Source organism: Pirellula sp. SH-Sr6A (assembly GCF_001610875.1).
GTDB lineage: Bacteria > Planctomycetota > Planctomycetia > Pirellulales > Pirellulaceae > JBKCUI01.
Window position 1 is genome coordinate 6133260 of the sequence record NZ_CP011272.1, and the last position, 13050, is coordinate 6146309.

Here is a 13050-nt window from a genome sequence, read left to right on the forward strand (position 1 = left end):
ATTTCTATCGATTAAGTAAATGATCAAGGAGTTCTTTTTCTGTCTGAGCCAATCGCTACTACTTCTCGCCATCTAACGAGTCGAACTCCTTGAATGAGATCGTTTTTGCATTGCTATGTCCCGACTTCCAAAGCGAACCGATTTCCGTTTGCATGGTGGGTTTCATCGCAAGGATTTCTTGGAGCGAACTGCGCGAGCTTTCCAAAACGATCCAACTCAGCCTGTATCTGCCTTCGGACAAAAGAGTGTCCCATGCGACAGTTGAACGGGTGTTTCGCTTTACCGTGGGTGTGGGTTCCAGGAGAATCATGGAAGTCCCCCAACTGGTCCCGTCTTGAGATACCCGTCCCTCGCCGATTGCAATCGGCTCAGGATCGAGGTTTTCACCTGAATGGATACGGTGCATCAGGATCACGGCATACTGCCCCGCAGAAAGCGAGGGTAGTTCCTTGATTCGCAAATGAAGCCCCGTACGCCAAGTTCGAATGGACTCAAATGCGGGGATCTCGATTGACTTTTTGTAACCACCTCGCCGGATGACGGCGTAGTCCTCCAAAAATTTGCCCCACTCTCGGTCTGTTTGACCATCGAACGGAAACTTCACGCCACCTCCATGTTCATCCAGCCCCAATGCCTTTGTTTTCAATAAACTGGCCATCGGTTTTTCCAAATCGACCAACTTCCACTCCTCAAGCAACTGAAGCGTTTCCCAAGGTGAATTGGGAACGATCCAGCTCATCGTCTCGCCATTTTTTTCCACTTGCTTCGCATTTCGATCTGGAGAATGGCAATTGGCACATCGCTCAAGCTGTGACCAGATGACATCGATGAATCGTGAAAGAACTTGATCCCTCCTTCCGTGCCGAATCAATTGGTCGTCGAGTTTCAGATCGTTCCTCGCGGGTAAAGGAGTATTCAGCGACTCAGGATCCTCTACGGATGCTTGAATCCATTTGCCGATCGCTTCAAGCTCCGAGTTTCGGACTTGATCCATGATGGTTGTTGAGTGCACTGGCTTCTTCGCAATGAATTCCAACAACTTGGATTCAGAGGGTCGTTCAATATCAATCCATCCACGAGACCTAAGCGAAGCAAAGGAAGCTCTTGGATCAGAGGTTAAAAAATCATCCAGCTTGACGCCCTGAAAATGGCATTCAGAGCAACTGCTCGCTTTGGACGATTGAATCAACGGGATCACGAGTCTTTGGTAAATCTCCGATGGAGACTCGCCCCACGCATCGCGACGGCTAAATACGATCGCGATTCCTATCATTAGCCCAAGAAATATTCGCATGTCGAGTTCGCCTCAACTTGAAGTTGTTTAGGAATGGGAAACTTTTCAGACTGGATGAGCGACTCAAGACGGCGCACTTGATGCGGCGATACGAAACCGTCTTGTGGAGAGCGGACCCGTGACCGCGCAAGTGCGCCGTGCTGAATCGCATCCATCCAATGCTTGCGCGCAGAGCGCTTCACCGACGAGACACCAGCAACCTAAAGGCGAGGTATGTCGCGTGCAGCAAAATGTCTTTCACAAAAGCAATGCCGTACCGAGACGAGATCAATCCCATGCCGGTATGCGCGATGCCAGACGAGTAGCGCAAAGCATTAAAAAGCGCGTAAAGAATTCAGGAGAACATCTGCCTGGGTGGTGGGGTGTCCGGCTTGGAGTATACCGGTGCAGGTTCTACGGGCGCCGGATGATAAGCTGGTCTCGCTTCGGGCCCCAGCAGGACTTCGTTCGGCGCATGTGCCAGAATCACCCACGGTAACGAATGAAAGACCGAACTTTTACCCTGACACTTCAACGCGAACATTCCCAAAACGACTTTCCGCTTTGCGGAGGAGTTCTTTGACTTGGAGCCGCCAACCTTATACGCATTGGCCGTTTCACAACAAGTTCCACCGGATTTCGCGCCAGTGGGTTTCGCAATGGCAACCTTGTCGACATCGCCAACTTTAAGTCCAATCGTCTTCGGCTTATGCACAGTGGTAAGAGATTGCTTTTCGCAGCAGGGCCTGCGAGACGCACAGCAACTGGCCTCCGACCCCGTAGTCATCTGCCCCATACTGGCAGCAATCAAACCACCTTGGCCGGCAGTATCGTCACTCGCAGGTAATTGGGCGTAGGAAGGTGGAGCAACACCGTTTTCTTCGGCCCAAGCGAGCCTCTCAGATGGTGTGAAACAACAGCAACCGGTCCAGCATTGCTCAGCGGTTTTGCATCCGCATGGTCGGTTTTGGCAGGGGAATGGCTGCGCAGAATCTTTCTCAGCGAGCCCAGCCGTCGGAACAGGGATCGGGAGAGACATGACAAAAAGAGACAACAGAACAAGGAGAGTAACAACCCTCCGTCCCGAAGCGTTTAAAAACTCTTTTGGCGCAAACCCTTTCACCAAACTGTCATTTCTTGTTCGAGCACTGAATCAGCAAACTGGCCAGGCCCGCTCTCCACGGTCGTGAATATACCACCGACCTGGAGCTCCTGCAATTGTCATCGATACGCTGCGACAAAGCGACCTAAGTTGCGGTGCTGAAACAGCTATTCGCTAGAAATCATTTCTATTCCTTCGCGATCACTTCGACCCCAGCTCGACGACAGAGCACTGCGAAGACAATGAGATGCATGTTTGTAGAGAAGGCGCGAACAAAACCAGTGGCATTCATCCCCTTGGCCACACCGCGGCGTATCGCAATCATTTCCCAATCGTTCGTGCAATTGATACTCCCTCGCCGAGCATTTCTTCGCCAGGAAAGCAAGGACTTGGCTCTAACATTTCCTTACCACGGAAAGCTGTTGCGCTGGGTGCGACGAAAGAAAAAGATCACTCATGTCGAGCGAGGAAAGCATGGACCGCCCGAGGCCGGTTGATCGAGACGTTGAGTGCATCCGTTGGCTAGCTCATGCCTTCTCTGAACTGACAGGCTCCCGTATGGATCGATCCCTGCGGAACATCAGGTAGATGATGAGCGAAATGTACGAGTGAGTGACCAACTCTAACCTAGACCGCATTCTATCAGATCATTTCATCGATCGCACATGAACCCAGGGGGAACGGGAGAAGTGAGTCAAGCGCATAGAGTACAAACATGGACATTGCTAGAATGTTAAGATCAGCGTCTTGAGCAAGCAGGAACATTAATCTCCACTCATTCGCACTAATCAAAAGCCGCGGCAATCTTATTGCTGCTCCTTATTAGTGGTGATTAGTGACGATTAGTGTTCTTATCCCATGCAATCCCAGGAATTGATTGGTCACCAAGCCATAGGTTATCGACTACATGTTCGTGGAGTGCTCCCCAAAAGTTGATCCATGAGTTATGAAAGTCTATCGCCGCAAACGGCAGGAGGACTTTGATGACGAGAAAGCGAAATCGGCATTCGGCCGACCAGATTGTGAAGAAACTACGAGACGCTGATGCAATGCTCGCTGCGGGCAAGAGTGTCGGCGAGGTACTACAGGCCCTCGAGATCAGCGAACCGACCTTGTCGCGTTGGAGATCCCAATACGGGGGCATGAAGAGCGAGGAAGCCAAGCGGCTGAAGCAACTTGAGGATGAAAACCAACGACTGAAGAAGTTGGTTGCCGAGCAAGCACTGGACATCCAAATGCTGAAGGAGATCACTAGGGGAAACTGACCAGCCCCGAGTCACGACGAGCCGCCGTGGAACAGCTCCAAGCGAAGTTCTCTGTATCGGAACGTCGTGCCTGTCGAGTGCTCGATCAACCGCGATCGACGCAGCGATTTGTGGGGCAGCCCAAGGATGATGATGCGCGGCTGACGAAGAAGATATTGGATTATGTCCGTGAGCGACCACGCTGGGGTTACCGTCGTATCACACAGTTGTTGCGTCGCAGTGGTGAACTGATCAATGTGAAGCGAGTCTATCGCCTTTGGAAAGCAGCAGGCTTGAAAGTACCAAGAAAAAGCAGACTAAAGCGAGCCACTGGGGAAAAGGCAAACGCTTGTCACTTGCAGCCTGCGGGCTGTAAGAACGACATTTGGAGCTGGGACTTCGTTCAAGCCTCGACGGTTGGTGGCAAGACGATTCGCTTCTTGAACATCGTTGACGAATACACTCGGGTGTGCCTGAGTATCAAGGCAAGCCGGAGCATTACCAGTGAGGATGCAATTGACACGTTGGCGGAGCTAATCGCCATGCATGGAGTACCTAAGCGGATTCGAAGTGATAACGGCCCAGAGTTCATATCAGCGGCGATCAAGCGTTGGCTGTCGTCGCTGGGGATCGAGGTGCTGTACATCGAGCCTGGTTCACCTTGGCAAAACGGAGTCTGCGAGAGCTTCAACAGCAAACTACGAGATGAATACCTGAGCCAGACCGAACTGTTGAGCGAACAAGATGCACGACTCAAGGCGAGGGCTTGGCAAAACGACTTCAACGAGAAGCGTCCGCACAGTTCGCTGGGCTACTTAACCCCCTCGGAGTTCGCGCGTCGTTGTGGAGCTTCGCCTTCGCTCGCTGCGCTCGCTCCAGCGAACCACCACAACGAGATGGCTACGCCATTACCAACTACCTAACCAAACCTTTCATAACTCCTGGTACAGAAAACTGGGGCACTCCATTCGTGGAGTGCACGACTGATTGGAAATCCATGTGAGATGTCGAAAGACGTGTCGCAACATTTCTGCGCTTGCGTTGGGAATATCCCAGTCGCGTGAGTGATCTAGTTTAGCAAAGTCGACCGGCCAACGCGTCTTGGGTGCATTCCTTCGTTCCTCGCCATCATGGGTTCAAGAATGAAGACACAGCCGCCCCTTCAGCCTCTGCTCTTTGTTGAAGTGTATGGACTACGTTCAGAGTTGTGTTGACCACGACGGTCCAGGCAACGACGACAATCAGTAACGTTAAGATCGGCGCGACCATTCCGATAGCCTGACGACGTTTTTTGCTCAGTATTGTGACAATGGATTGTATGCCCGCGACGAGTCCGTATAGAAGCCCAAGGCAAAAAATTACAATCCCCGAGATTGTAACCCAAGTTTCAACCGGAACCGGGAAAGTCGCGTTCAGGCAGAATAGGAACCAGCCGCCGAGAAGCAAGCCTAACAAGATTTCAGGAGCGTATCGTATCTTGGCATTCATTTGAATTGACGTTTTCGCGGCTTCTGCAATGATCCAATTGACGGAATTGGCAGTCGTTTACATTCGGCGAACCTGGGCGTGGAACGTCGTCGATCACGCAGTCGCCGCCAAAAGACTATGATTCAAATTCGCGTCCGACCGTCGACTTGCGTGCATCGCTTGGTTGTCCGACGGTGTTGGAGTCTGTTGAGTTAGTCTCCGTATGATCTACGATCGATGTGCCGTCGGGAAGTCCGCCCCAGGTTTTCCCTGACCATTCCCAAAGTTTCTCGACCTCGATTCGTTCGGCAGGCCCGAAATCCTCTTCCTGCACGAGGCCCATCGAGAGATACAGCACATTGATCGTACGTAGTCGCGCGCTAACAAACCCTGCCTCGATCTCATCAGCGGACAATACGAAAACCTCGCGTTTGACATCTCGCGCAATGAAGCGGGAAATCGTTTCGCCGGGCCGATGGACTTTGCGAAGGCGATTCAGTTTCACGCGCCGAAAATAGTCTTTGAGGTACGACAGCATCAGCTTTATCGGAGAACAACCCCTTCGATCACGTAATTGTAACCGTGCCTTCGGAGTAGTGGATATTGAACTTGTTGTCAGGAGTCGGCAGTTCAACCACACCAGTTGCTTAGTTGATTTCGGAAACCGGTATTTGCAGGTCAGCAATCGGACCGATGCCAGCAGCCGATCCAGCCGCTGCATAAACAAGCTCGATGTCTCGCGCAAGACGTTCCCAAGTACCTATTCGGTAAACGCCGCGACCTGACTGGGAGATCGTCAACATGTATTCTCCGGTACGGTCGAATCCAATCGCGACGAGGCCGCCAATGTTCAAATAGTGAGGCACAGGTTTGTCGGACAATACTCGGCATCTCCCAGGGCGAGAGGTAGAAAAATGCACCGTCCAAAAACGGGCGACCGTGCCCTTGGTGTGCATGCCATTGCTCTTTGAATGTTTCAGGTGTCGGATTGCATTCGGTCAATCGTCTGTATCAGTCTCTGACAAATGGGAAAGAATAACAAGTATAGCTTGGGTAATGGAACGAGTGACGTAAGCAAATCCGAATCCAAGCGACAGACCAATCAACAGTCCAAATCCGATGCCGTATGTCGATCTAGTCACAACAGCAATTGGCAGCGACATCAGATACACATCGTAATGGTGGCAATGATCGGAATGGATAATTGTGCTTTTTTCAAGTAGCACTTTGGCTTCAAGTAGGTCTTTCTTGCTCAGTTTACCACTCCCTCAAAGAACGCCAACGTTCAGCCAGCGGCGGGAGAGGAAGTGTCCATTGGTGAAACGCTTGATCCTCCGCTTGGCTGCAACGGTTTGTTCGTAGTTTTGGGGCGCCACAGAGGACGATCGGACTCCAATTGTCGGCGAGCCGCATCCTGAGCGATGGCAAACACGTCACCTCCAAACCGATCCGAAATCTCAAAACGGATTTCGTGAATTTCATCAATCGTTTTGTCAGCTTTCGTCGGTTTCATCGCCTAGCATCTCCTCGGGAGTGCAAATTATCGGAATCGGAATCCCCATATTCGTGAGAATATCATGGATTCGTGGCACGATTCTCGCGTTTGCAATGTGCTTGCAGTTCCATGTCAACAAGTGTTATATCCGGTGATGAGCAGCAAGGGAAATGTGAAGTGCGTCCACCTGTGCCTTTGGTGGCAAAACCCCCAAAGCCATGATGCGCTGGGCGATCTGGGGAACCTCGGGCGTGATAGGTAGCAATGGAATGCCATCGAGCGATTCGAGCCGCTCTTTCGCAAGCAAAACGTCTCCGGCAGATGCTTCGTCAATAACGTATTGCGACGCAACCAATTCATAGCTGGTTCGATGCTGATTCCACCACTGATGCGTGAGGATTTGCCGCGCTGCGGCAACCACTTGCGAGCTTGGCCTCTGCCGCAAATAGCTGACGATTGAAGTTTCAACATAAACAGTGTTCATCACAATATCCTATCACGACGAACGTGTCGATTCATCCAGCCCGAGCAAGTGACTATACGCAAGTCAAAACGCCTGATCGAGGGCTTGGTTGCAAGCGTTTGTTCGCTGCATTCTATGCTGCCGGAAACATGACGGGAACCGAGTCAACAATCTCGCAGTTCGGCAATCGGCATCTTAACGCGTCCCTTCCGTTCTGGGTAACGGCAGTATCGCCAACAATAAGTGTTTCCAGATTTTGCAGTACTTCCAATCGGGCAATCCCCGCATCCGATATCAAAGTGCCATGTAGGCTAATATTCTTTAGGCTGCGGAGATCGCGAAGGATTTCACAAAGCGCGTCTCCGATAGGCGATTGAATAATTGCAATCTCGCGTAGCGTTGGAAGGAAGGACAACCAGCGAAGGTACTCGATCGGGTATACGTAGTCATAGATAATGCAACCGCAAGGCTTGGCGAAAAACGAATCGCCGAGGAATCTCCGAGCCCATTGAGGACCAGGCATCGGGAGTCCTGACCCGCAATCTCGTGACCGGTCCCACTCGTGCTCGTAGGAAATGATCGCGCCAATTCGCTTGAGGGCGGCTTCAGCCTTCATGTCACGTATGCGGGCCATCATGGGAGCGCCTCTCAACCGAATCTGCAGCGAACGAAAAGGATCAGCGGGCGGCGGGAGTTGACGTTGAGCTCACGAGAAGGCTCACCGCCGCTCCGTTGCATCCCATGGTTCTGGGAATTCTTCGGTCTGAGATTCGTGCTCGTGCTCAGCGCAGCGGTGCTCGTTATCGTAATCGATCTCGGCATCATACGTTGCGCCCAACTAGGCCACACCATCGAATTTCCTCGCCATCCGAGTCAGCATCGCCACAATCCGGTGCAGCATCGCTTTCATCGTGGCATCATCCTGAACCTTGCTCCCTCTAGTCGTCACCAATACATCCTGAATCGCGGCACACTCGAAGGCCGTACCTCGTGCAATGTTGGTCCAGGGTGCATTTGCGTTTATGGTTTAAAGCTAGCACGCCTGGTTTGATGCTAGCAAACAGTGTTGCGACGGCTTTCGCATTATAATGATCACTACCGCTTACCGTGCTGTGATGATTGGGGTTTCTTCCCAACGACATGGAGGCGATCATGCGAAGGTGGAATGTGTTCGACCGCGTAGGACCTGAAGTCAATAATCCCAATCAAACAATGGGGATGTTTCTTGCCGAGGCGTATCAAAAAATTGCCCAGCTACAAGTGATTCTCAACAATGACCCCATGCAAATGGAGTTCGTCGAACAGCAGGTCAAAGAATTGTTCGACCTCGGAGCGGGGCTGTGTCTTACTGGGATGATTGCCAATTCCATGAATTCCAAGGAGCACGATAAGCGTTGCGAGGAAACACGATTGGGATACGCAATACCGCTGCGAGCTGGACATGAACGACAAGTCGAAGTCCATCTCGGCGCTGGCCATATCAGCTACGCAGCTACCCTCTACTGTCAACCGAAATCTCCAGCCGCAAGTCGCGAAGATCATACGCCGGGACTCGATATCGATCTAAGCCAGTATGGCTTTTCAGAGAACGTTTCTCCTTGGCTTGTATCGAAAGTGTGTCGGACAGTGGCGTTGGCCCCATCGCTTGATCAAGCATACGTCGAATTGCAACGAGACGGTATTCAGTTAACGCGAACAACGATCGACCGTATCGTCTCTCGCGCAGGATCGGAATCCCTAACCGTCCGGGAACGAATGCTGGAGCAATTTGAGCGCGGCGATATGAAGCAAGGTTGCGAATTCACTGGAAGGCGAGTATCGGTGCAAATTGACGGTGGCCGGACGAGAACACGCGGCGTCCTGGAATGGATCGATCCTGTGGAAAACTTTGGAAAAACCCAATCGCAAGTCACAGGCGAGCTAAGTGCGGGACGCTCCAAGGAAACGCGTAGATCCAGTCGTTTTCAGGCCGATTGGCGAGAACCAAAACTGCTAATCATCTACGCGCACGATGACAATGGACGAAGAGACGAAGCGGTTCGAGTTCTGATCGATGGCTCATTCGGTGACGCAGACTATATGGAACGACTAATCAGCATGCACCTCCATCGCTTGGGAGCCAATAAAGCAAAGACGATTACGTTCAATAGCGACGGTGCGACTTGGATCTGGGGACGGATCGATTCGATACTTGCTAAAGCGAAGGTGGAATCCGCAGTGGTTGTCAATCAAGTGCTTGACGTGTGCCACGCCGTAGAGAACCTAGGCAAAGCCCTCCAGCCCTTGGATCGTTCTTTGAATGCTGCTGGGGAAAGTGAACCATCGAATTCCAATGAACTGCGAAGTCGATTGCGAGATGGTCAATGGTCGCAGGTTGTCGAAGTGCTCACTGCTCGGCTAAGTCAGGCCGAGGATCTATCCTCTGCCGATCGATCAGAAATCAAACGAGTCATCGAATACATTCGTAGCCACGGGGAGGCAGGACGCCTGGACTATCCGAAGTTCAAGCTGATGGGACTCCCACTTGGAAGTGGATCGATTGAGAGTGCGATACGTCGAGTGATCAATCTTCGGATGAAGAACAGCGGAACGTTTTGGCGAATTCAAAAGGCAGAGAAGATACTTACGATCCGATCATCGATACTGAGTGGCAGATGGGATGATGACCGAGCGGTGGTCAAGTACGAAATGAAGCGGAACCGAAAGCAAGCACTCCCAAAACTTGACGAGTCGCCAAGACCGAAATCCGATGCGCGTCAAAGAACTCAGAAATCTCAATGATTACCACACCGCAAAAGTGCCATAAAAGCAAATGCACCCGTTGGCTACTTGATTGCGAATGGTGGTGAACCAAGACTCGTGACCGTGATCCTATGTCGAGTGCCAGACTTAAACTAAGGAGCTTTAGAGATGTCGATGTTCAAGAAGAAACAATTTCAGGGCCTCTTCATTTCGAGTGGCTGCGTGATACTTTGCGTCGCTGCTTGTTTACCCTTGATTGCACAGAGTTCGGTTTCCAGCGATTCTGAGTTGACGTCCTTGTTGGCGGCACGTCGCGATGCCTTGACAGCGCGTGTTGAAATTATCGATAAGCTCGTTGCGAGGTCGACAAAGACCACGGAGGAATTGTTTGCAGCGCGCGAGGAATTGTTGGATGCGGAAATAGAGATAGCAACCACCGTTTCCGAGCGAATCGAAGTGTTGGAGCGAAAGCTTGAAAATGCTAAACAATTTGAATTGGTGATGCAACAGTGGAAGATTGCTGCGAGAGGGACAGATGCCGAAATTCTGAAAGCAAAGGCTGATCGAATTGGAGTGGAAATAGATTTGGTGCGAGAAAAGCAAAAACGAGGAGGTTCCAAGTAGTCGATTGATTCGGATTGTCCGTAGTGGATGTCGCGATTGCAGTGAGTGTGGCGCAGAATCGCAACGCGAAGGACTGACGCTTCGCGTTCGAATACTTACGCGTCTAGGAATAAAGCCGGCGTCGGGTTTTTCCAATGACATATGGGAAAGAGTTGGGAAGTCAACTCGCAAGGTTTCCGATTGGTGGCCCACTCGCTGTGGCTATCGAGCATCGTTTGAATCGATATTGGGAGTCACGGAGACGAGAAGGCCTTGATTCGATACGGTAGGCTCGACTGCCACCGAAGGGGGAACCCACGCTCCGCTCAGGACTGGCTCGTCCGGAACGTAGATTCTTAAATAGAGTACGAATCGTCCTGGAGGAGGCGTTATCCAATTGGACCGTATGGAGGGCCTCTTTTGCTGCGAGATCGAGATGGTGAGGGAGCCATCTTCGTTGTACGAGAGATTGTCTGGTGATCCTAGCAAGGCGTAGGGCGCATGGTCCTTAGGCTCTAGTCTGTGATCGGAGTTGTACGCGGTCAGCGACCAAAAGCCTTGATGGGGCGGTAGGGCTCCCTTTGGGAAGGTGATCGAATAGTCTCGGCTACCTTGTAAGGATTCGCCCTGGCCATCTGCTTCCAAATAGAAATACTTCGCCTCGTTGGCTCGATTCACGAAGATATTCGATTTTGCAACTGCGGCTCGCGTCACAAAGTCGGTTCCAAATGCGGCGCCGTTCGATACGCTGGTCCAGCCTGTTGGGAGTGGATTGCTGATTCGTGAGAAATCAAACAAGGGTTCGATGAGCGTGGATTCCAGCTCGCGAGCCCGCTCTTGAAGCTCTGCCATTAGTGCATCGTTGTGCTGTGCTGCGTGGAGCAGTGACCGCATCTCTTCGTAGAAAGTTTCTTCACCCTCGAGTGGAGGCACGGCATCGAGGACGTTGGACAGATCGGCAAAGAATGTGGCAGGATGGACAGATTTGCAGCGACTGCGGGTTGACTCTCCAATAGCTGGGTACCATTTTCGTTTCGTCCAGTCGTGCCTTTTCCATTGACCGCTCCATTTAGAAAGTGGAGTAACAGAGATCTCGCTTAGGGCACTTTGGACTCTGATCACATCGTTCTGCGATCGCGTTAACACTCGCGGAATGAGGTAAGCGAGCGAGGTTGAGGATCGAAATACTTGGACAATCGAAGAGGGAGCGACTCCCCGCCAGTTCGGACCTACGATCATGTAGAAACCAGGTTTGCTTCCGTACATGCATCCCAATTCGCCAAAGGAATCCGTTCGATGGTCTCCCAGTTGGACCATCCAGAAACGGTCCGATAGATCAGGTACCTGCAGGACGACAGCATCCTCAGAAAGATCGAGGATGGAGAAGCCGTAGATGACATCGGGATTAGGGCATGGAACCGATTTGAAATCGGGCGAAACAGGTTCGGTCAGCATGCTCAATCGATTGACCGGAGCGACGGGAGCACCGCCACTTATACCTGGTCGCTTGATCAAAGCGGCTGCGCGTTGCACATTGGTCAGGTAGACCAGAGGCCAGCCCCACAAATACGCTTTGCGAGTCAAATCATGAATGCTTGATGGGATTTTATCTGGCGAATTGGAATGAGAGCTGGATGCCAAATAGGGATGCTCACGACGATTCTCGTAGGAGAGTGATGATGGAGCTAAGCTATGGTTCAACAATGTGGTGACGAGGAGGATTGCGACAATGTTCTTCATGGAGTCTGTTCGTAATTCTGATTTCTGTTTTGGAGTTATCCGCGATAGTAATCGGACAGGGACAACACCCACGTTGCGCGTTGTGACCAATCGGCAGTGACGTGCGACAATCCTTTCCTTGGAGCGTTCCCTTCCAAAAACGGTGACCATTTCGCAGACGGGACCTTGCTCGTTGGCTATGTCTGGTCGCGGGAAACTTCCCCGTCGTTAGGTTCCACCAATGTGAACGCGAAAGTTGTGCCAGTGCCTTGGTTTTTATCGCGACTTCTCCTAACTTGGATTTTTCACACGCGAAATTGGAGAAAGCCTGGGTTTTCTGCAGAGCCGATCCGGCCGTCCTAAAGAAGAGAAACAGCCCGTGTCCCGCGATGGGGCTAGTCCGCAAAATGCACTAGTTCTCGCCGTGGTAGGATCGGGGCTTCGCATGGGTAAGGTGATTGAACCTTGGCGTGACATAGAAGTTGGAACTCTCGAGTCCCTTGCAGTGCCGCCGCAAGAATGGGAGCACCTGAACATCGCAAATTCAGTGCACTGATATTTGCCAAGTGCGGTTTCTCACAGCTATCGGGCTAGATTGACGATGGCAATGATGGATGGTCGTCGGATGATTAAATCTATCTTCCACTATCCACGCGTTTGGGAAGGATGAACTCACAGCCGGGGCGAGCTTGCTTCGCTTTGGCAATTCCCGCCGCTGAAACAGGTGCGTCCGCGCGCACCTCTTCAAGTTTTTGAGTTGGGACAGATGGATCAGTCGTTCGTCGTTGACTTGTGTTCCGACCAGATCAAGAAACTCCAGATCCGCGAGTGGTGCCAGTCGTGGAATCCCATGGTTTGTCGATCAGGAGGTACGCGGGGCGTGCTCTTCAATACTTCTCCAAAGATCATAATCGCCAGACAGAGATTTTACCGCTTTCATCC

Annotated in this window: 13 protein-coding genes; 4 read left to right on the forward strand and 9 right to left on the reverse strand. The window is 51.7% G+C overall.

From position 1 onward, the window contains the following. Positions 1-58 precede the first annotated feature (58 nt). The 3 genes from VN12_RS23930 to VN12_RS26100 all read right to left on the reverse strand — a co-directional run bounded on the left by VN12_RS23930 (position 59) and on the right by VN12_RS26100 (position 2700). Positions 59-1294: a hypothetical protein gene (locus VN12_RS23930; protein ID WP_146679357.1), complete on the reverse strand. Its 1236-nt coding sequence runs from the start codon at positions 1292-1294 to the stop codon at positions 59-61. 334 nt (positions 1295-1628) lie between these two features. Next, positions 1629-2312: a hypothetical protein gene (locus VN12_RS23935; RefSeq protein WP_146679360.1), complete on the reverse strand. Its 684-nt coding sequence runs from the start codon at positions 2310-2312 to the stop codon at positions 1629-1631. A 250-nt stretch (positions 2313-2562) separates the two neighbouring features. Further along, on the reverse strand, positions 2563-2700 hold the full coding sequence (locus VN12_RS26100) for a hypothetical protein (protein ID WP_168164614.1): 138 nt from the start codon (positions 2698-2700) through the stop codon (positions 2563-2565). A gap of 658 nt (positions 2701-3358) precedes the next feature. On the opposite strand from VN12_RS26100, the gene VN12_RS26550 reads away from it, so the two are divergent. After that, complete coding sequence (locus tag VN12_RS26550; RefSeq protein WP_240491252.1) at positions 3359-3640, forward strand: transposase; 282 nt, start codon at positions 3359-3361, stop codon at positions 3638-3640. Positions 3641-3666: 26 nt separating this feature from the next. Further along, a complete protein-coding gene (locus tag VN12_RS23940) occupies positions 3667-4542 on the forward strand; it encodes an IS3 family transposase (RefSeq protein ID WP_240491253.1) in 876 nt (291 codons plus the stop codon). A 680-nt stretch (positions 4543-5222) separates the two neighbouring features. Here the strand turns inward: VN12_RS23940 and VN12_RS23945 are convergent. The 5 genes from VN12_RS23945 to VN12_RS23965 all read right to left on the reverse strand — a co-directional run bounded on the left by VN12_RS23945 (position 5223) and on the right by VN12_RS23965 (position 7681). After that, complete coding sequence (locus VN12_RS23945; protein WP_146679362.1) at positions 5223-5624, reverse strand: hypothetical protein; 402 nt, start codon at positions 5622-5624, stop codon at positions 5223-5225. Positions 5625-5733: 109 nt separating this feature from the next. Further along, on the reverse strand, positions 5734-6042 hold the full coding sequence (locus VN12_RS23950; protein WP_205855139.1) for a hypothetical protein: 309 nt from the start codon (positions 6040-6042) through the stop codon (positions 5734-5736). Between the two features lie 329 nt (positions 6043-6371). Continuing rightward, positions 6372-6599: a hypothetical protein gene (locus VN12_RS23955; protein ID WP_146679366.1), complete on the reverse strand. Its 228-nt coding sequence runs from the start codon at positions 6597-6599 to the stop codon at positions 6372-6374. A 124-nt stretch (positions 6600-6723) separates the two neighbouring features. Then, the gene (locus VN12_RS23960; protein WP_146679368.1) at positions 6724-7065 is read right to left on the reverse strand and encodes a type II toxin-antitoxin system VapC family toxin; all 342 of its coding nucleotides are present in this window, start codon (positions 7063-7065) and stop codon (positions 6724-6726) included. 112 nt (positions 7066-7177) lie between these two features. Next, positions 7178-7681, reverse strand: a complete 504-nt coding sequence (locus VN12_RS23965) for a hypothetical protein (protein WP_146679370.1) — start codon at positions 7679-7681, stop codon at positions 7178-7180. A 515-nt stretch (positions 7682-8196) separates the two neighbouring features. Here VN12_RS23965 and VN12_RS23970 point away from each other — a divergent pair. Beyond that, on the forward strand, positions 8197-9825 hold the full coding sequence (locus VN12_RS23970) for a hypothetical protein (protein ID WP_146679270.1): 1629 nt from the start codon (positions 8197-8199) through the stop codon (positions 9823-9825). Between the two features lie 129 nt (positions 9826-9954). After that, the gene (locus VN12_RS23975; RefSeq protein WP_146679372.1) at positions 9955-10410 is read left to right on the forward strand and encodes a hypothetical protein; all 456 of its coding nucleotides are present in this window, start codon (positions 9955-9957) and stop codon (positions 10408-10410) included. A gap of 201 nt (positions 10411-10611) precedes the next feature. Here the strand turns inward: VN12_RS23975 and VN12_RS23980 are convergent, their stop codons facing one another. Then, positions 10612-12129 (reverse strand): DUF1254 domain-containing protein, encoded by a 1518-nt coding sequence (locus VN12_RS23980; RefSeq protein ID WP_168164615.1) that lies wholly within the window; start codon positions 12127-12129, stop codon positions 10612-10614. Positions 12130-13050: the final 921 nt, after the last annotated feature.